Origin of the sequence: Streptococcus mitis (genome assembly GCF_003944325.1) — a bacterium.
Lineage (GTDB): Bacteria > Bacillota > Bacilli > Lactobacillales > Streptococcaceae > Streptococcus > Streptococcus mitis_CW.
Genome location: NZ_RJPX01000038.1, coordinates 1 through 20,920, shown reverse-complemented (window position 1 = coordinate 20,920; position 20,920 = coordinate 1). Strand labels below are relative to the sequence as shown.

12 protein-coding genes and 1 other RNA gene are annotated in these 20,920 nt (G+C 38.1%); 11 read left to right on the top strand and 2 right to left on the bottom strand.

Annotated elements, in window-relative coordinates:
• Window positions 1-987 precede the first annotated feature (987 nt).
• The 3 genes from D8787_RS09280 to D8787_RS09270 all read left to right on the top strand — a co-directional run bounded on the left by D8787_RS09280 (window position 988) and on the right by D8787_RS09270 (window position 5,730).
• A complete protein-coding gene (locus D8787_RS09280) occupies window positions 988-2,445 on the top strand; it encodes a flippase (protein ID WP_125423184.1) in 1,458 nt (485 codons plus the stop codon).
• Between the two features lie 34 nt (window positions 2,446-2,479).
• Entirely contained in the window at window positions 2,480-3,589 is a 1,110-nt protein-coding gene (gene glf, locus D8787_RS09275; protein ID WP_125423181.1) for a UDP-galactopyranose mutase, read from the top strand.
• Window positions 3,590-3,750: 161 nt separating this feature from the next.
• Window positions 3,751-5,730: a peptide ABC transporter substrate-binding protein gene (locus D8787_RS09270; protein WP_125423178.1), complete on the top strand. Its 1,980-nt coding sequence runs from the start codon at window positions 3,751-3,753 to the stop codon at window positions 5,728-5,730.
• Between the two features lie 395 nt (window positions 5,731-6,125).
• Here D8787_RS09270 and pbp1a read toward each other — a convergent pair whose 3' ends face one another.
• Window positions 6,126-8,303, bottom strand: a complete 2,178-nt coding sequence (gene pbp1a / locus D8787_RS09265; RefSeq protein ID WP_125423175.1) for a penicillin-binding protein PBP1A — start codon at window positions 8,301-8,303, stop codon at window positions 6,126-6,128.
• Window positions 8,300-8,896, bottom strand: a complete 597-nt coding sequence (gene recU / locus D8787_RS09260; RefSeq protein WP_000248750.1) for a Holliday junction resolvase RecU — start codon at window positions 8,894-8,896, stop codon at window positions 8,300-8,302. Before recU ends, pbp1a begins: the two co-directional genes overlap by 4 nt.
• Before the next feature lie 66 nt (window positions 8,897-8,962).
• Between recU and D8787_RS09255 the strand changes: the two genes are divergently transcribed.
• The 8 genes from D8787_RS09255 to D8787_RS12075 all read left to right on the top strand — a co-directional run.
• Window positions 8,963-9,490, top strand: coding sequence for a DUF1273 domain-containing protein (locus tag D8787_RS09255; RefSeq protein WP_125423172.1), 528 nt, complete (start codon window positions 8,963-8,965; stop codon window positions 9,488-9,490).
• A 72-nt stretch (window positions 9,491-9,562) separates the two neighbouring features.
• Entirely contained in the window at window positions 9,563-9,892 is a 330-nt protein-coding gene (gene gpsB / locus D8787_RS09250) for a cell division regulator GpsB (protein ID WP_042901525.1), read from the top strand.
• A gap of 20 nt (window positions 9,893-9,912) precedes the next feature.
• Window positions 9,913-10,294: RNase P RNA component class B (gene rnpB / locus D8787_RS09245), an RNA gene on the top strand.
• Between the two features lie 83 nt (window positions 10,295-10,377).
• Window positions 10,378-11,535 carry a THUMP domain-containing class I SAM-dependent RNA methyltransferase gene (locus D8787_RS09240; RefSeq protein WP_125423169.1) on the top strand — a complete coding sequence of 386 codons (1,158 nt, stop codon included), beginning with the start codon at window positions 10,378-10,380 and terminating at the stop codon, window positions 11,533-11,535.
• A gap of 12 nt (window positions 11,536-11,547) precedes the next feature.
• A complete protein-coding gene (gene mapZ / locus D8787_RS09235) occupies window positions 11,548-12,966 on the top strand; it encodes a cell division site-positioning protein MapZ (protein WP_125423166.1) in 1,419 nt (472 codons plus the stop codon).
• Between the two features lie 75 nt (window positions 12,967-13,041).
• Entirely contained in the window at window positions 13,042-14,466 is a 1,425-nt protein-coding gene (gndA, locus tag D8787_RS09230; protein ID WP_125423163.1) for an NADP-dependent phosphogluconate dehydrogenase, read from the top strand.
• 11 nt (window positions 14,467-14,477) lie between these two features.
• Complete coding sequence (locus tag D8787_RS09225; RefSeq protein WP_000518028.1) at window positions 14,478-15,167, top strand: response regulator transcription factor; 690 nt, start codon at window positions 14,478-14,480, stop codon at window positions 15,165-15,167.
• Window positions 15,168-15,797: 630 nt separating this feature from the next.
• On the top strand, window positions 15,798-20,920 hold a 5,123-nt coding region (locus tag D8787_RS12075), incomplete at its 3' end, for a Rib/alpha-like domain-containing protein (RefSeq protein ID WP_312023285.1).

The following is a 20,920-nucleotide window of genomic DNA, read 5'->3' as shown; positions in this document are numbered from 1 at the left end:
GGAGAAAAAATGGGTATTAAAAAGTTTCTTAAAAAGAGTCATCTGACTAAAGGAATTTATCAACAATTACAAAGAAAAAAAAATCAATATCGCTTCGAAAAAAAATTTAAATATACAGGGAAATTTATTGACCGTAAAAAAGATAGTAAAGATTTATGTATCATATTAGCGGGGTATAAAGAATTTTTATATGGCGATGTGCTAGGAAGAGTAAAGACATTTGCACCAGAAACAATGGATATTTGTGTCCTATCTTCTGGCATCTATTCAGAAAAATTAAACCAAATTTGTGAAGAAAATAATTGGTCGTATTTGAGTACGGAGCAGAACAATATATCTTTAATTCAAAACGTAGCTATTAATTTACATCCTCAAGCACAATATATTTATAAAATTGATGAAGATATTTTTATTACAGAACATTATTTTGGAAATTTAAAAGAGGCATATATTTTAGCACAAGAAGGGGATTATGCACCTGGTGNAGTAGCACCACTAATTCCGGTTAATGGTTATGGACATAAAAGAATCTTACAAAAATTAGGCTTGGAAGATGTTTATTATGAAAAATTTGGAGAAAAATCGAAATATATAGCTGGACAGCCTCGTTTTATAGAGAGTAATCCCGAAGTAGCGAAGTTTTTCTGGGGCGATGGAGAAGTAATTCCTACCATAGATACATTGAATGCACAATTTTCAAAAGAAGAGAAAAAAGTGAATCCGTGTGCAATTCGCTTCAGTATCGGTGCAATTTTATTTGAGAGAAGCTTATGGGAATTGATGGATCATTTTAATGTTGAGTTTGAGGGAGCTGGACTTGGAGTGGATGAAGTCCAAATTTGTAATTTTTGCATCTTAAATTCAAAACCATTGATGGTCAGTGAAAATGTGGTTGTGGGACATTTATCGTTTGGTCCTCAGAATAAGGCTATGTTCGAGTATTATAAAGAACATCGAGAAAAATTTTCTATTTAGATGAGGGATAATATGACAAGTTATAAAGTTAAATCCATCAGATATAATTTTATAATGAATTTTATTTTGACTGTTTCAAATTTCATCTTTCCATTGTTAACATTTCCCTATGTTTCTAGAGTACTTCAGGTTGAGGCGAATGGTACTGTAGCATATGTATCATCTATTGTATCTTATTTTATGATGATTGCTTCACTTGGTATTCCAACGTATGGCATACGTGCTGCAGCAAAAGTACGTGATGATAAAAGAAAATTATCTACCATTGTCCAAGAACTATTGATTATTAATGTAATTCTTGTATTTTTAGTACTCATTGCATATTTTATAATGTTGTTCGCTTTACCGTCAATGTACGTCTATAAAGAATTATTTTATATCAATGCAATAGGCATACTATTAAATGTTATAGGAGTTGGTTGGTTTTTTCAAGCAATTGAACAATATGATTATATTACTTTTAGATCAATTTTCTTCAGACTTCTTTCGTTGGCTATGATTTTCTTAATGATTCATAGTCCTGAGGATTATATTATGTATGCAGGAATTTCCGTTTTTGCTAGTGTGGGATCAAATATTTTAAATTTTAAACGAGTATTTAAATATGTATCATTTAAAAAGACAGAAACTTATCATTTTAAACCACATATAAAGCCGATTTTGATCTTATTTGCTCAGACATTGGTAGTATCGATTTATACGAATCTTGATACCGTTATGCTAGGAAGTATGAAAGGAACATACGATGTGGGATTATATACTGCAGCAACAAAACTAAAGGGAATTCTCTTGAGTGTTGTTACTTCATTAGGAAATGTTTTGCTTCCAAGAATGTCCTACTATGCTAATAACCGTATGAGGGAGCAGTTTTTGGAAATTATGACAAAAGCTTTGAACTTTACGTTATTCTTATCGCTTCCATTGTCAGTATTCTTTATTTCAGTATCAAAGGAAAGTATTTTGCTACTTGCTGGGGAGGGATATTTGGGTGCTGTTATAGGAATGCAATTTTTAATGTTTGCAGTTATTCCTAATGCACTTACGGGTGTATTAGGTATTCAAGTATTGACACCTTTAGAAAAAGAAAAGTACGTATTACTTTCAGTTACTTTAGGAGCGTTAATAGATTTACTACTAAACTTCATTTTAATTCCAGCTTATGGTGTAAGTGGAGCAGCGTTTGCCACTATGATTGCAGAATTCGTTGTTTTATGTGTTCAGATTTACTATACGAGAGATTTACTCTTTAAAATAATACATCAAATAGTTGGGATACGCTATCTATTTACTGTAGGTATAAGTACTTTAGGAATGATTCTTGCAAAGAGCTTACAATTAAGTAATTTTTTGTTATTATGTGTGGAAGGAATCATTTTCTTTGGAAGTTACGGTGTAATTCTAGTATTGTTAAAGGATGATTTCATTCTTGATTTTCTTAAAATTTTCTATAAGAAATTAAAGAAAATTTAACTAATTATTTTTGAAAATGTAATTTTAAAGGAGGATATCTATGTACGATTATCTTATCGTTGGTGCTGGTCTTTTTGGTGCAGTATTTGCCCATGAAGCAGCCTTAAAAGGAAAAAAAGTCAAAGTTATTGAAAAACGAAATCATATCGCGGGTAATATCTATACTCGTGAAGAGGAAGGAATTCAAGTTCATGAGTATGGTGCTCATATCTTCCATACTTCTGATAAGGAGATTTGGGATTATGTAAACCAGTTTGCAGAGTTTAATCGCTATACTAACTCTCCTGTTGCTAATTATAAGGGAGAGATTTATAACCTACCTTTTAATATGAATACCTTCAATAAACTTTGGGGAGTTGTAACGCCAGCAGAAGCACAGGCTAAGATTGATGAGCAACGTGCTGTTTTAAATGGCAAAACTCCTGAAAATTTGGAAGAACAGGCGATATCTCTAGTAGGTACAGACATCTACGAAAAATTAATCAAAGATTATACAGAGAAACAATGGGGCAAGCCAACTACGGAACTCCCAGCCTTTATCATTCGCCGTTTGCCAGTACGCCTGACCTATGATAACAACTATTTTAATGATACCTATCAAGGGATTCCAATTGGTGGCTACACTCAAATAGTTGAAAAAATGTTGGATCATGAAAATATTGATGTAGAAACAAATGTTGATTTCTTTGCCAATAAAGAGCAATATCTGAAAGATTTTCCTAAGATTGTCTTTACTGGTATGATTGATGAATTCTTTGACTATAAGTTAGGTGAACTAGAGTACCGTAGTCTTCGTTTTGAAAATGAGACCTTAGATATGGAGAATTACCAAGGAAATGCAGTTGTCAACTATACTGATGCTGAAACTCCATATACTCGCATTATTGAACACAAACATTTTGAGTTTGGGAATCAAACAAAGACTATTATTACTAAGGAACATTCTAAAACTTGGGAAAAAGGTGATGAGCCTTATTATCCAGTAAATAATGATCGTAATAATCATTTGTATAAATCATATAAAAAATTGGCTGATGAGCAAGGGAATGTTATCTTTGGTGGCCGTTTAGGACACTATCGTTATTACGATATGCACCAAGTAATTGGAGCAGCTTTGCAGTGTGTAAGAAATGAGTTAGATTAAACAACCCCAACAGGCTACCAATTGCTGTTTAGAAATATTATTGATAATATTCATATTTTTTAACGAAATTGTTTAAAAAATAATTTTCAAAAATTCTGAAAATTCTGTTGACAATGTTTAAAAAAGGGGCTATAATGGATAGAAAAATGAAGGAGAAGTTTATGAAAACGAGAAAAGTATTGGCTCTTGCGGGAGTAACTTTATTGGCTACAGGTGTCTTAGCGGCTTGTTCTGGTGGTTCTGCTACTAAAGGTGAGCAGACTTTTGCATTTACCTACGAGACACACCCAGATAATCTCAACTATTTAACAACTGGTAAGGCAGCGACTGCTGACATTACTAGTAATGTGATTGATGGATTACTTGAAAATGATAAATACGGGAATCTTATTCCCTCAATGGCAGAAGACTGGTCGGTTTCTAAGGATGGCTTGACTTATACTTATAAGATTCGTCAGGATGCCAAGTGGTATACATCTGAGGGAGAAGAGTATGCTCCTGTTAAGGCTCAAGACTTTGTAACAGGTCTTAAATATGCAACAGATAAGAAAGCAGAAGCCCTTTACTTGGTACAGGATTCAATTAAAGGTTTGGACGCCTACGCTAAAGGGGAAAATAAAGATTTCTCTCAAGTCGGGATTAAAGCGATTGACGATCAAACAGTCCAATACACTTTGAACAAACCTGAAAGTTTTTGGAATTCTAAAACAACCATGGGTGTCTTGGCACCAGTTAATGAAGAGTTTTTGAACTCAAAAGGGGATGATTTTGCCAAAGCAACAGATCCAAGTAGTATCTTGTATAATGGTCCTTATTTGTTGAAATCCATTGTAACCAAATCTGCTGTTGAATTTGTGAAAAATCCGAACTACTGGGATAAGGACAATGTCCATATTGACAAGGTCAAATTGTCATTCTGGGATGGTCAAGATACTAGCAAACCAGCAGAAAACTTTAAAGATGGTAGCCTTACAGCAGCTCGTCTCTATCCAACAAATGCAAGTTTTGCAGAGCTTGAGAAGAGTATGAAAGACAATATTGTCTATACGCAACAGGACTCTACGACTTATGTAGTGGGGACAAATATTGACCGTCAGTCCTATAAATATACTTCTAAGACTAGCGAAGAACAAAAGACATCTACCAAAAAGGCTCTCTTAAACAAGGATTTCCGTCAGGCTATTGCCTTTGGATTTGACCGTACGGCCTATGCCTCTCAGCTGAATGGACAAACTGGAGCAAGCAAAATCTTACGTAATCTCTTTGTTCCACCAACATTTGTTCAAGCAGATGGTAAAAACTTTGGCGATATGGTCAAAGAAAAATTGGTGACTTATGGGGATGAATGGAAGGATGTTAATCTTGCAGATTCTCAGGATGGCTTTTACAATCCAGAGAAAGCCAAGGCTGAATTTGCTAAAGCCAAATCAGCCCTACAAGCAGAAGGAGTCCAATTCCCAATTCACCTAGATATGCCTGTTGACCAAACAGCAACTACAAAAGTTCAGCGCGTCCAATCTATGAAACAATCCTTGGAAGCGACTTTAGGAACTGATAATGTCATTATTGATATTCAACAATTGCAAAAAGATGAAGTGCTTAATGTAACTTTATTTGCAGAAACTGCTGCTGGTGAGGATTGGGATATTTCAGATAACGTTGGATGGGGTCCTGACTTTGCCGATCCATCAACCTACCTTGATATTATCAAACCATCTGTAGGAGAAAGTACTAAAACATATTTAGGATTTGACTCAGGTAAAGATAATGTAGCTGCTAAAAAAGTAGGTCTATATGACTACGAAAAATTGGTTACAGAAGCTGGTGATGAGGCTATAGATGTTTCTAAACGATATGATAAATATGCTGCGGCCCAAGCTTGGTTGACAGATAGTGCTTTGATTATTCCAACTACATCTCGTACAGGGCGTCCAATCTTGTCTAAGATGGTACCATTTACAATACCATTTGCATTGTCAGGAAATAAAGGTACAAGTGAACCACTCTTGTATAAATACCTTGAGCTTCAAGACAAGGCAGTCACTGTAGAGGAATACCAAAAAGCTCAAGATAAATGGATGAAAGAAAAAGAAGAATCCAATAAAAAAGCGCAAGAAGACCTTGCAAAACATGTGAAATAAGATAAAAAAGAAGTTAGTTTTTAGCTGACTTCTTTTGGTTTTTAGAAAATAGATTGATGGCTATTCTATAGTGAAATGAAATAAAATCTGCACAAATAAATGAGGGAATTTGTAATGGATTGAAGTTAGAAGAGTAGGCCATGGTTGCTAAAACATTTCTAGAAATTAATTTGATTTTATACTCTTCGAAAATCAAATTCAAACCACGTCAGCTTCACCTTGCCGTACTTAAGTACAGCCTGCGGCTAGCTTCCTAGTTTGCTCTTTGATTTTCATTGAGTATTATTAATCGATTCGTTCGAATCCTACTTCAATCTACCATATTTTCAATATTGCGAAATATATTTTATTATAGAAAAAATCCTGAGCAGAACTGTGAACTCAGGATTTACTTTTTACTGTTGTGGTTGCTGTTGAACTGGTGGATTTTGCGGTGTTGGTTGTACTGGTTGGACGGTTTGACTAGTTTGTCCCTGATTAGGCTCAGTTACTGGAGCATTATTTGGTTGTTGCCCAACCGTCGTATTTGCTTGAGTAGTTGAACTTTCAGTCGCTGTAGAGGAATTCTCTACTGACTGTGTTTGTTGTGTAGCTGGTGTATTCCAACTATTTCTTGCTCCGTTTTGGAAGACAAATTCACCATTTCTGTATAAGCCCTCTGGCATTGTCCAATCTCCAGGGTGGTTATCTTCTGAGAGATAGGTCATCATTGCTCGATAGACTTTACCAGCTACGAGGAAACCATCACCAATGATTGGAGTGAGACGATTTGAGTAACCTGTCCAAACAGCCATAGAATACTTACGAGTATAACCCACAAACATTTCATCTGGAGCTACGTAGCCAGTGTTCTTGATATATTTCTCAATTTCTTCGTCAGTATAGTTAGAAGTACCTGTTTTACCTGCTTGTGGAAGCCATGGTAAGTAGGCTCCACGTCCAGTTCCATAAACTAAGACAGTTTTCATCATTTCGGTCATCATATAGGCAGTTGTTTCTTTCATAGCTCGTGTGCCAGCGTCTGAAAATTCTTTTTCACTACCATCACTGAAGACGATTTTATTGATATACATTGGTTTATGGTAAATTCCACCATTAGCAAAGGCAGCATAAGCAGCAGCCATTTTTTCACTACTTGCGCCGTATTTTTTGTTGGATTCAGGTGTATTACTTGAAATGGCATTTGCGTAGTGTATGCTTGGATAATCGATACCAAGACCATTTAGGAAGGTTTTGGCTCTGTCCAGACCAACCTTATTCAAGGTTTCAACCGCTGTGACATTACGTGACTGTTGAAGTGCATACTGGATTGTAATATTTCCAAAGTATCCATGATCCCAGTTGTAGACTGGAGTATCAGTACCAGGATAGTTATAAGGAACATCATGTACAATAGTTGCAGTAGAGTCATAAACTCCATACTCTAAAGCGGGCGCATAGTCAGTAATTGGTTTCATAGTAGAACCCCAGTCACGGTTGGTTTCAACAGCTTGGTTGATGCCGAAAGATACATTACTTGATTGGTGACGGGCACCTAACTGAGCGACTACTTTACCATTTGATACATCTACGATAGTGGACGCTACTTGGAGTTCATCATCTGGGTAAGCAACATACTCATCTGTATTATAAACATCCCAAAGTCGCTGTTGAACATCTTTGTCCACATTTGTGTAGACATCCATACCTGTAGTAAGAAGGTTGTAACCAGTTTCTTGTTCAACTTGGTTGATTACTTCCTTGAGGTAGTTATCCATATAGGCTGGGTAACTATTGGCTGATTTCAAGCTCTGGAGACCATTAGTGATAGGAGTATTAATTGCTTTTTCATACTGTTCTGCACTGATGTAATTTTGCTCTTTCATTTCTGAAAGTACTAAATTACGACGTTCGAGAGCAGCTTCTGGATGGGAATAAGGGTCATATTGGTTCGGTGCCTGAGGCATTCCAGCAAGGAGTGCTAACTGCGGCAAGCTTAATTCTTTCAAGTCTTTTCCATAGTAATTTTGGGCTGCAGTTTGCATTCCATAGTTACCGTTAGACATGTAGACTTTATTGATGTAATAGGTCAGGATTTCTTGCTTGGTTGCTTTTTGTTCTAGCTGAACTGCTAGCCAAGCTTCTTGAGCTTTACGTGATATGGTTTGGTCAGCAGTTGAAGTAGAAAAGTAAGTTAATTTAATCAATTGCTGGGTCAAGGTTGAAGCCCCTTGGAGTCCCCCTTGTCCTTGGAGGTTTCTCAATGCAGCTCCCATGATACGAATGGTATCAACACCTCTATGATCAAAGAAGCGGTGATCTTCGATTGAGACGATAGCTTTAACCAAATCAGTAGGAATTTCATTGGCTTGAGCATTTACGCGACGTTCAGAACCAAGGTCAGCAATCAATTCGTTCTTGTTGTCATAAATTTTGCTAGAAGTTGTCGTAACCAATTTACTTTCAGATAAGGCTGGAGCCTTGCTAACAAAGTAGAGGAAGACACCACCACCTAATAGAAATAAAGCGATAAATAAGGTAAGGAATGTAATCCCCATATACTTTAAGAATCGCAGAATAATTTGTTTGTTCATCTTGTTTTACCACCTAGTAAATGTTCTTTGATAATGTCGAGATAGGGAATTTGAGGGAAAGCACCTTGCTTTACTAAATATCCGTTTTCCCGAATATATCCAAGTGGCATTGATTTTTGACCCTTATCTTGATGATAAAAACGAATCAAATCAAGTGCCGGCAACAAGTAAGTTTCTTGTTGAGAAGAAAAATGAAGTAGAACGAAGCAAATGCCCTGCTGTTCCAGAACTTGTTCCATATGTTGAATCTGATGAAGATGGAAGTTCTTTAGTGGAATAGCATTTTTTTGTCGTGTTTCCTTGGCTTCAAAGTCAATGTAATGTCCTCTATATACGCCAGAGTAATCTGTTGTGGAAGCTTGTCTAAAATAAGCTTCTACAATTTTGGCTCGACTACGTTGAGGATAATCTACTCGAACAATCTGAACAGGCGTTGGTTTTTTATGGATAACGGCCATGCCATGCGTCAGATAGTAGTCGTTGGTAGCGTTAATCATCTTTTCAAAAGTCATTCCTCGATTTGCAAAATTTTTTGGTTGAGAAATGGATGTTTGGCTTTTTTTTGATGAAATTTTATGAGGATAGTTGACCATATTTCTCCTTATTGGTACAATAACATCGCTCTATTATACCATAAAAATATAAAGAAAGGGGCAAAAATGACTACAGCTTTAATTATGGGCTACTCTAACTTCGACTTGGGTGTCTTTAACGAAAAGGATGTCAGGTTAAAAGTTATAAAGAAAGCGATTCGAAGGGATTTAGAAAGTTTAGCTGAAGAGGGACTTAAATGGCTGGTATTTACAGGGAATTTAGGATTTGAGTCCTGGGTTCTCGATGTTGCAAATGAAATGAAAGACGAGTATGATTTCAGCCTAGCGACTATTTTTGATTTTGAAACACACGGGGAAAATTGGAATGAAGCTAATCAGCTTAAACTTAGCCAATTTAAGCAGGTAGATTTTATTAAATATGCTTATCCTAAGTATGAAAACATGGGACAACTGCGTGATTACCAACGATTTTTACTGGAAAATACTGATTTAGCCTATTTTTTCTATGATCCAGAAAATGAGACAAAATTAAAATTTATGGACAAGCTGATGACAAATCAGGAAGGTTATCGTATAAAAAGGCTAACCTTTGAAGACTTAAATGAGCTGGCAGAAAATTTTTCTGAAAAGTAAGCCTTTGACCTTGATTTTTGTTTGCCTTTTTTTATATAATAATACTATTAGAAATCGAGAATGGAGAGAGAGATGGCAAGTATTATTTTTACAGCAAAAGATATTTTTGAGCAAGAGTTTGGGCGTGAAGTTCGTGGATATAGTAAGGTTGAAGTTGATGAATTTTTGGATGATGTCATCAAGGACTATGAAACTTATGCTGCCCTAGTTAAGTCTCTCCGTCAAGAAATTGCTGAGTTGAAGGAAGAATTATCTCGTAAACCGAAACCTTCACCAGTTCAAGCAGAGCCTCTTGAAGCGGCAACTTCAGGCTCTATGACGAATTTTGATATTTTGAAACGCTTGAATCGTCTCGAAAAAGAAGTGTTTGGTAAACAAATTTTGGATAACTCTGATTTATAAGAGCTTATTTAAAATGTGCAATTTTTGGATAATCGCGTGGAGAGAATTTCTTTTCATGAGGAAAGTCCATGCTAGCACAGGCTGTGATGCCTGTAGTGTTTGTGCTAGGCGAATTCATAAGCCTAGGGACGAGAAATCGTTACGGCAGTTGAAATGGCTAAGTCCTTGGATAGGCCAGAGTAGGCTTGAAAGTGCCACAGTGACGGAGTCTTTTCGGAAACGGAGAGAGTGGAACGCGGTAAACCCCTCAAGCTAGCAACCCAAATTTTGGTCGGGGCATGGAGTACGCGGAAACGAACGTAGTACTCTGACTACTATCAGCTCTATGCTGTTAGTGGTAGACAGATGATTATCGAAGGAAGTGGTCCTAGTCACTTCTGGAACAAAACATGGCTTATAGAAAATTGCATATAGGTTGGGGCTGAGAAATTTTCTCAACCTCATTTTTTAAAGTGGACATATAGAAAGGTCTTACAAGACTGAAAATGAAAAAAGAATTTAATTTAATCGCTACTGCAGCAGCAGGTCTTGAAGCTGTTGTGGGACGAGAAGTGAGAGAGTTGGGCTATGATTGTCAGGTTGAAAACGGCCGTGTTCGTTTTCAAGGAGATGCAAGAGCAATTATCGAAACCAACCTCTGGCTTCGATCGGCAGACCGTATCAAGATTATTGTAGGTACTTTCCCTGCTAAGACTTTTGAAGAGCTGTTTCAGGGAGTATTTGCCCTAGATTGGGAACATTATTTGCCGCTTGGTGCTCGGTTCCCAATTTCAAAAGCTAAATGTGTTAAATCTAAACTTCACAATGAGCCAAGTGTACAGGCTATTTCAAAGAAGGCTGTTGTTAAGAAGTTGCAGAAACACTATGCCCGTCCAGAAGGTGTTCCTCTGATGGAGAATGGCCCAGAGTTTAAGATTGAGGTATCTATTCTCAAAGATGTAGCAACTGTCATGATTGATACGACAGGCTCTAGTCTCTTTAAACGTGGCTATCGTACCGAAAAAGGTGGGGCTCCTATCAAGGAAAACATGGCAGCAGCTATTTTGCAACTTTCTAACTGGTATCCAGACAAGCCTTTGATTGATCCGACCTGTGGTTCAGGAACTTTCTGTATTGAGGCGGTTATGATTGCTAGAAAGATGGCGCCTGGTCTGCGCCGTTCCTTTGCATTTGAGGAATGGAACTGGATTAGTGATCGTTTGATTCAAGAGGTTCGCACAGAGGCAGCTAAGAAAGTGGATCGTGAGTTGGAACTAGATATTATGGGCTGTGATATTGATGCTCGCATGGTGGAAATTGCTAAGGCAAATGCCCAGGCAGCAGGGGTTGCAGGAGATATTACCTTTAAGCAGATGCGCGTGCAGGATTTGCGTTCTGATAAAATCAATGGAGTGATTATTTCCAATCCGCCTTATGGGGAACGTTTGTCAGATGATGAAGGGGTTACCAAGCTTTATGCTGAAATGGGGCAAGTATTTGCACCGCTGAAAACCTGGAGCAAATTTATCTTAACTAGTGATGAAGCTTTTGAGACCAAGTACGGTAGTCAAGCAGATAAGAAACGTAAATTATACAATGGTACCTTAAAAGTTGATTTGTATCAATATTTTGGTCAGCGTGTTAAACGCCAGAAAGTAAAGTAGGAAGGTAAACTCATGACTAAGAAGAGACGGAATCGTCATAAAAATGAAGATCAAGAACCGCAATTTGATTTTGATGATGCCAAAGAGCTAACGGTTGGACAAGCTATTCGAAAAAATGAAGAGGTGGAAGCAGGGGTCCTACCTGAAGATTCCATTTTGGACAAGTATATCAAGCAACACAAAGATGAAATTGAGGCAGATAAGTTTGAAACGCGTCAGTTTAGCAAGGATGATTTAGTTGAAAAAGAAGAGGTAGAAGAGATAGAGGAGACTCAGACTCTGGATAATTTGCTTCAAGAGCTTCGTGAGGAAACAGGAGTTCATTCTCCAGATTCAGAAAATGAATTGAGTCAGTTTGATGATTTAGAATTCACACGCGTTTCAGAAGTCCCTCTTGCCGAAGAATTTGAGACTGAAGAAGTACAATTGTTTGGAGAGGAAGAAGTTCCAACATTTTCTCGAGTAACGGATAGTGAAGATGGAAAAAGTAAGAAAAAATGGCTGATTTACGGTATTCTAGCAGCCTTAGTAGTTCTCATCCTTGGAACTGGTTATTATGTTTATCGTCAAGTAGCTCGTTCGACCAAGGAAATCCAGACTTCTCAATCAACCACAAACTCACAGGCAGAAGCGGAAGAATTTAATAATTTATATGATGGCTTCTATACAGATAGCAACAAAACGGCTTTAAAAAATAGCCAGTTTGATAAACTGACTCAACTTAAAACCTTGCTTGATAAGCTGGAAGGTAGTCGTGAACATACGCTTGCCAAATCTAAGTATGATAGTCTAGCAATGCAAATCAAGGCCATTCAAGATGTCAATGCACAATTTGAGAAACCAGCTATTGTTGATGGTGTGTTAGATACCAATGCCAAAGCCAAATCGAATGCTAAATTTACAGATATTAAAACTGGGAATACGGAGCTTGATAAAGTGCTAGATAAGGCTATCAGTCTTGGTAAGAGTCAGCAAACAAGTACTTCTAGCTCAAGTTCAAGTCAAACTAGCAGTTCAAACTCTAGTCAAGCCAGCTCAAATACTACTAGTGAGACCAGTCCAAGTAGCTCAAATGCGGCCTCAAATGAGACTAGAAGTTCTCGTAGTGAAGTCAATATGGGCGTATCAAGTGCAGGAGTTGCTGTTCAAAGAAGTGCCAGTCGTGTTGCCTACAACCAATCTGTTATTGATGATAGTAACAACTCTGCCTGGGATTTCGCGGATGGTGTTTTGGAACAAATTCTAGCGACTTCACGCTCACGTGGTTATATCACTGGTAACCAATACATCCTTGAACGTGTCAATATCGTTAATGGCAATGGTTATTACAACCTCTACAAGCCAGATGGAACCTATCTCTTTACCCTTAACTGTAAGACAGGATACTTTGTTGGAAATGGTTCTGGACATGCGGATGACTTGGACTACTAAGCAGTCGTTACAAAATTCTTTCTTTTCAAAAATAAAAATGATAAAATAAAACAAATCAAATAAGAGGAGTGTCAAATGACAAAAGCTAACTTTGGTGTCGTAGGTATGGCCGTAATGGGTCGTAACCTTGCCCTTAATATTGAATCTCGTGGTTACACAGTTGCTATCTACAACCGTAGTAAAGAAAAAACGGAAGATGTGATTGCTTGCCATCCTGAAAAGAACTTCGTACCAAGCTATGACGTTGAAAGTTTTGTAAACTCAATCGAAAAACCTCGTCGTATCATGCTGATGGTTCAAGCTGGACCTGGTACAGATGCTACTATCCAAGCCCTTCTTCCACACCTTGACAAAGGTGATATCTTGATTGACGGCGGAAACACTTTCTACAAAGATACAATCCGTCGTAATGAAGAATTGGCAAACTCAGGTATTAACTTTATCGGTACTGGAGTTTCTGGTGGTGAAAAAGGTGCCCTTGAAGGTCCTTCTATTATGCCTGGTGGACAAAAAGAAGCCTATGAATTGGTTGCGGATGTTCTTGAAGAAATCTCAGCTAAAGCACCAGAAGATGGCAAACCATGTGTAACTTACATCGGTCCTGATGGAGCTGGTCACTACGTGAAGATGGTCCACAACGGTATCGAGTATGGTGATATGCAATTGATCGCAGAAAGCTATGACTTGATGCAACACTTGCTAGGCCTTTCTGCAGAAGACATGGCTGAAATCTTTACTGAGTGGAACAAGGGTGAATTGGACAGCTACTTGATCGAAATCACAGCTGATATCTTGAGCCGTAAAGACGATGAAGGTCAAGATGGACCAATCGTAGACTACATCCTTGATGCTGCAGGTAACAAGGGGACTGGTAAATGGACTAGCCAATCATCACTTGACCTTGGTGTGCCATTGTCGCTAATTACTGAGTCAGTATTTGCCCGCTACATTTCAACTTACAAAGAAGAACGTGTGCATGCAAGCAAGGTCCTTCCAAAACCAGCTGACTTCAAATTTGAAGGAGACAAGGCTGAGCTGATTGAAAAAATCCGTCAAGCCCTTTACTTCTCAAAAATCATTTCATACGCACAAGGTTTTGCTCAATTGCGTGTAGCTTCTAAAGAAAACAACTGGAACTTGCCATTCGCAGACATCGCATCTATCTGGCGTGATGGCTGTATCATCCGTTCTCGTTTCTTGCAAAAGATTACAGATGCTTACAACCGTGATGCAGACCTTGCTAACCTTCTTTTGGATGAGTACTTCTTGGATATTACTGCTAAGTACCAACAAGCAGTGCGTGATATCGTAGCTCTTGCTATTCAAGCTGGTGTACCAGTGCCAACCTTCTCAGCAGCTATTACTTACTTTGATAGCTACCGTTCAGCTGACCTTCCAGCTAACTTGATCCAAGCGCAACGTGACTACTTTGGTGCCCACACTTACCAACGTAAAGACAAAGAAGGAACATTCCACTACTCTTGGTATGACGAAAAATAAGTAGGTCTGCCATGGGGAAACGGATTTTATTACTTGAGAAAGAACGAAATCTAGCTCATTTTTTAAGTTTGGAGCTCCAAAAAGAGCAATACCGAGTTGATCAGGTTGAGGAGGGGCAAAAAGCCCTCTCCATGGCTCTTCAGACAGACTATGACTTGATTTTATTGAATGCTCATCTGGGGGATATGACAGCCCAGGATTTTGCAGACAAGCTGAGTCGGACTAAGCCAGCCTCAGTTATCATGGTCTTGGACCATCGTGAAGAATTGCAAGATCAGATTGAGACAATCCAACGCTTTGCCGTTTCTTACATCTATAAGCCAGTTATTATTGAGAATCTGGTAGCTCGTATTTCAGCGATTTTCCGAGGTCGGGACTTTATCGACCAACACTGTAGTCAGATGAAGGTTCCAACGTCTTACCGCAATCTGCGTATGGACGTAGAACATCATACCGTTTATCGTGGCGAGGAGATGATTGCTTTGACTCGTCGTGAGTATGACCTCTTGGCTACTCTTATGGGAAGCAAGAAAGTTCTGACTCGTGAGCAGTTGTTGGAAAGTGTCTGGAAGTATGAAAGTGCGACCGAAACAAATATCGTGGATGTCTATATCCGTTATCTACGTAGCAAGCTTGATGTAAAAGGTCAAAAAAGCTACATTAAAACCGTGCGTGGTGTTGGTTACACCATGCAAGAATAGAAAAGCAGTTGCAGTTATGTGACTATTGCTTGAGCTCTATACTATCTGTAGCAGGAATTCCTGAACACCAGATAGTATGGGGCTTTTTTTGAAGAGGAAAAATGCAGACCCCTAGACGGCTTGTAAGGTTTCAAAGAGATGGTCAGAGAGAATGACTTTTTCTTGACCATAGTTTATACTCAATGAAAATGAAAGAGCAAACTAGGAAGCTAGCTGCAGGTTGCTCAAAATACTAGTTTTGAAGTTGCAGATGGAAGCTGACGTGGTTTGAAGAGATTTTCGAAGAGTATTGGTATCTGATAAGCTTTACTTTCATAGTTCTCTACTTTTTGACACTCAAAAGGGATGAGCTAGCTGTAGGTGAAATCAATATATTCTTTATAAGTATTCAAAAAATGGCATTTATCATAGTTTTGAAGGAAAGGGAGATTTTATTTTTAGTGCAATATTATAATATAGTGAATGATTTAAATCCTGAAATATTCTGAAAATACTGGAAAAAAATAAAAAATAATTAATATAATTGACAAATCTGCTTATATAAATTATAATGTTGAATGTATGTGTATGTGTATGTGTATGTGTATGTGTACTACATGCTATTTTTAGAAATTAAAAGGAGAAAATATAGTGTATTTTAATCGTAAAAATGCAGAGCAAAAGAACTGGAGAATGATCAAAAAAGGAAAGCATTTCCTATTCGGTTGTTCTCTTGTTTTTGCGGTCGGTGCTAGCTTAGCTACTCAAGTGGTTCATGCAAACACAGCAGAAACTACTGTAGCAAACAACTCGACTACTGGGGATGTTAACCCTACACCGAACGGAGATGGCAAGACTTATGAGGCACCTGCTGCTGTAGCAGAAATCAAGCCAGAAGTTACTACAACACCAGCTGTAGCAGCCAAACTTGATGGAGAAACTGCAAAAGAAGTTAAAGCTTTAGATAAAACTAAACTTGAAAACTACATTGCAGAAATCGAAGCAAAATTAGCTAACGGAACATACGAAAACAAAACAGAAGAGAGTGTTGCGGTATTAAAAGCTGACTTAGAAGCTGCGAAAGCTACATTAGCAAACGCAACAACTCAAGACGAAATTACAAAAGCTTACAGCAAATTAGTAACTACAGCGAACACTAAATTAAAAAACAAACCTGTAGAGAAAAAAGAAACTCCAGCAGTAGATACTACTAACGGACAACCAACCGTAGGTAAAAAAGCAGAAAACACTGAGAAAAAATCAGAATCTAACTCAATCGAAAACACAGGATCTAACGACGCACGTAACGGTAAAGCATTAGATAAAAATAATGCTTTTAGAGCGGAAGTTGCCTATTCAGAAGGTACAAATGCAGCCGCAAATGGTCATAGTGATACCTATATCCTTAATGATGTTAATAAAGCCACGTCTACAGATGACGCTGTTAATGCAGTTTCTAGAGTTACAAATTATAAAGTTAAATATAATAAAGACGCTAGTGGGAAGATTACTTCATTAGATTGGCTTGTCTTTTATAATGATCATGCAGAAAATCTATCTAATACGTATAATACAGATGGAGGAAATGTATATCGAAATTTCATCCAAATTCCTGCAGAAGTTAATATGCCAACTAGCATTACACGTTTAAAATATAACGCCCCAATCAACCCTAAATTTATAAATGGAAAAGTTCAACGTATAAAACCTGATGGTTCAGCGTTGAGTAGTTCTGTAACGTTTGAAAATCCATCACCAAATACAGCTGCTGGATTACCATTAGATCAAAAAGATACCTTTGCTCTGGCCTCTGGTTGGGAAAGTGGTATCCATGGTCGTTCCATAGAAAAACTTGCCGGTCAAGAGGATAGATATTTCAAGAGTGCGGCGTCTAATTCTTCTCCGAGAACTAAAGAGTTATTGGATAATGTTGCCTTGAATGACAAACGTTTGATTGTGGACCGTTCGACTACGGGTGGTTCAGGATATGATGGCTATGCATGGAGTTTTAGAACTGAAGTTCCTGCAACAACATCTAACGAACAGTTGAAAGATATGAAGGTTGTGTTTGGTATGATGCGTAGTGCCACTGCTGGTGCCAATGCAGGTTTCGCCAACATTGCAACTAACCCTATAAAGATGTGGCAGTCTGATGTTTCCACACCAACAGCGAAAGATCAAACTGTAAAAGTTGGTCAAAAACCAGATGCGACAAAATCAATTGGAAACTTAGACACTCTTCCAAAAGGAACAACAGTTAAGTACAAGGATGCAGTAGATACACAAACTCCAGGTGAAAAACGAGCAACAGCAGTTGTAACTTACCCGGATAAATCTACAAAAGAAGTTCCTGTAAAAGTAATTGTTGAAAAAGAAGCAGTAGCACCAGCTAAGCCAGTTACTCCAAAACCAGAAGCACCAAAACCAAGCACGCCAGCGCCAGACGCAGCAACTAACAAACCAGCGGCAGGTGCAGCGACTAACAATCCAGCAGCAACACCAACAACTAGCGGTCCAGAAATTGTCAACGATTTGGCAGGTAAAGCAAGTACTCCAGCTGATGTGACAGTTAAAGCACCAGCAGGTTCAACTGTTAAGCTTTACAACACAGATGGTGTCGTGATTGGTGAAGCTGTAGCTAACGATCAAGGTGTAGCAACTGTTCACCCTACTAACAGTCTTCCTGAAGGAGAGATTACAGCTACTTCAACACCAGTAGGTGGAACAGAGTCAGCTAAGAGTGCACCGATTACAGTTACGAAAACACCATTAACTATTATTGATGGTGGGGTTACTGGTAATAATGATACTAGACTATTAGTAAGTAGAGAGACTATTACAGTATATCCTGGTGATAACATTGATGTTGATGTTGTAGCTCAAGCTACAGCTTTAGAGAAATTTTCAGTTGAGCAAAATGCGACAGCTATAAACGGAGTACTACCATCAGGGGGGTACCTAGGAACTTCAAATGGAGCTACGATTAGACAACGTGATGCTAAATATAGTGGTACTGTTGCAATGGATCAACCAGCAGGAACTACCAGTGTTATTTTTCATGCAAGTAATCGAGATAAACCAACAAAGATATACAGAGAACTTAAAGTAATAGTCCTTGAGTCAGCCAAGAAGTATGAGCCAGTTGCGGGTACAAAAGTAGATGTTGCAGATTCTAACGGCGTTAGTGAAACTGAAAAGAACAAGATTATCGAAGCAGTGAAATCTGCTAACCCAAGTCTTCCAGCAGATTCACAATACAGTGTGGATGAAAAAGGGAACCTTACTATCACTTATCCTGATGGATCAAAAGATAAGATTGCAGCAGCATATCTAGTAAATCCAGCAGCTCCAGTAGTAGCTCCAACAGTAGAGATTCCTTACTCTAATAAAGCTACTAAGGAAGTTTATGTATACGGTGGGGAAGAAAACTCATTCGATATCAAATTCAAAGATGATAGTGGGAAAATCACTAGCGCAATTGTAAATGGTGGAGGAAACCAACCATTTAAGCCAGTTGAAGGTGAAGCAAATACCATCAATACTCAATATGGATTTAAAGCAAATGTTATCTCTGCTGAAACACCAGCAACAGCAGATGCACCAGCAGTCATTACTTATAGAGGTACACCAGCAGCGACAGATGGTTTATCACAAGATAAACTAGATGCAGCAACTAAAGGTGAAAATCCAGAAGGTATGGTTCTAGGCTGGCGTTACGCAACTGCAACTGATGCTGATGGAGCATCTATTGAGAATAAAGCTGTGGGTAGCTCAACTGCAACTGATCCAGGTGCATTCCGTGTCATGCTTAAGGGGCAAACTCAAAAATATGACATTGCAACTCCAACTGAAAAAGTTGTTGTAGCAGATCCAGCTAATGTAACAGATGCCGACTTGGCTAAAATCAAAGAGAAACTCCAACTTGAGTACTCTCAAACGAATGATGATGCTAACTTAGCAGACAAAAAAGGTACAGCTGTAGCTGATAAAGATGCTAAGATTGAATCAGTCACAAAAGACGACAAAGGAAATCTTGTAGTAACCTATAAAGATGGTTCTCAAGATAAAAAACCATTGTCAGAATTTGTACGTACAAACGAAAAACCAACAGTAGAAATTCAATATTCAGATCCAGCACCTAATAAAAAAGAAGTCTATGTTTATGCATCAGAAGTGAATTCTTTTGATATTAAAATCAAAGATGATAGCGGCAAACTTGCAAGTGCTGAGTTAAGAAGAGGAAGTAACCAAGAATTTAAAGACGTAGCAGGAGAAACTAATAAACAAAATACTCAATACGGATTTACGGCGAATAAATTTACTTCTGAAACAACAGCGACAGCAGAGAATCCAGCTGTTATCACGTATACTGGTACTCCAGCACCAGAAGGAGCATTTACAAAAGAAAAATTTGAAGCTGCGATTCAAAATGGAGGAACTCCATTAGGATGGCGTTTTGTAAAAGCTATCGACAAAGATGGTGCAGACGCAAGAGGAAATGGTAGAGATGCTACTGACCCAACTGCAGTTAATGTAATTCTCAAACCTCAAACTCAAAAATATGATATTAAAACTCCAGCAGAAGCTGACAAAGTAGTTGTATCAGATGTTAACAATGTTACTGATAAAGAGTTTGAAAAAATTAAAGAGAAGGTTAAACTTGAATATTCTCAAAACAATCCAGACGCACGTTTAGCGGATAAAAAAGGTTCATTAGTGGATGCACAAGAACAACCTTCACGTATTCAATCAATTACCAGAGATGCTGATGATAATGTAGTTGTGACATATGCTGATGGTTCAAAAGATAAAAAACCTTTATCAGAATTTGTAACTAAAAAACCAACAGATGCAGATAAGAACACACCAACAGCTAAACCACAAACTGTAAACAAAGGAACAACACCAAAAGCAGAAGATTCAATTGAAAATGTAAAAGATCTTCCTAAGGGTACAAAAGTAGCCTTCAAAGATCCAGTAGACACAGCAACACCAGGTGAAAAAGATGCGACAGTAGTTGTAACATACCCAGATGGATCTAAAGAAGAAGTTCCAGTTAAAGTAACGGTTAAAGGCCCAAGTTCAACACCAGATACAAAAGCGCCAGCTAAACCGGAAATCAACACAGATCTAACAGATAAAGCAGGAACTAAGACACCAGTTGAAGTAAGTGCAGAACCAGGATCTAAAGTTGAGTTATTTGATAAAGATGGTAACAAGATTGGTGAAGGCGTAGCAGACGAAAACGGAAAAGCTACAATCACACCAACAGTAGAACTTCCAGCAGGAGATGTAACAGCGAAAGCAACAGATCCAGCAGGAAATGTGTCAGAGCCAAGCACACCAGAAGAAGCAACAGGAGATACAAAAGCACCAGCTAAACCAGAAATCAACACAGATCTAACAGATAAAGCAGGAACTAAGACACCAGTTGAAGTAAGTGCAGAACCAGGATCTAAAGTTGAGTTATTTGATAAAGATGGTAACAAGATTGGTGAAGGAGTAGCAGACGAAAACGGAAAAGCTACAATCACACCAACAGTAGAACTTCCAGCAGGAGACGTAACAGCGAAAGCAACAGATCCAGCAGGAAATGTATCACAACCAAGCGCACCAGAAAAAGCAACAGGAGATACAAAAGCGCCAGCTAAACCAGAAATCAACACAGATCTAACAGATAAAGCAGGAACTAAGACACCAGTTGAAGTAAGTGCAGAACCAGGATCTAAAGTTGAGTTATTTGATAAAGATGGTAACAAGATTGGTGAAGGAGT

Coding starts and splice junctions, on each gene's coding strand:
- gpsB (WP_042901525.1), top strand. CDS start 9,563: ATGGCAAGTATTATTTTTACAGCAAAAGATATTTTTGAGCAAGAGTTT.
- D8787_RS09270 (WP_125423178.1), top strand. CDS start 3,751: ATGAAAACGAGAAAAGTATTGGCTCTTGCGGGAGTAACTTTATTGGCT.
- D8787_RS09255 (WP_125423172.1), top strand. CDS start 8,963: ATGACTACAGCTTTAATTATGGGCTACTCTAACTTCGACTTGGGTGTC.
- pbp1a (WP_125423175.1), bottom strand. CDS start 8,303: ATGAACAAACAAATTATTCTGCGATTCTTAAAGTATATGGGGATTACA.
- gndA (WP_125423163.1), top strand. CDS start 13,042: ATGACAAAAGCTAACTTTGGTGTCGTAGGTATGGCCGTAATGGGTCGT.
- mapZ (WP_125423166.1), top strand. CDS start 11,548: ATGACTAAGAAGAGACGGAATCGTCATAAAAATGAAGATCAAGAACCG.
- D8787_RS09280 (WP_125423184.1), top strand. CDS start 988: ATGACAAGTTATAAAGTTAAATCCATCAGATATAATTTTATAATGAAT.
- D8787_RS09240 (WP_125423169.1), top strand. CDS start 10,378: ATGAAAAAAGAATTTAATTTAATCGCTACTGCAGCAGCAGGTCTTGAA.
- recU (WP_000248750.1), bottom strand. CDS start 8,896: ATGGTCAACTATCCTCATAAAATTTCATCAAAAAAAAGCCAAACATCC.
- D8787_RS09225 (WP_000518028.1), top strand. CDS start 14,478: ATGGGGAAACGGATTTTATTACTTGAGAAAGAACGAAATCTAGCTCAT.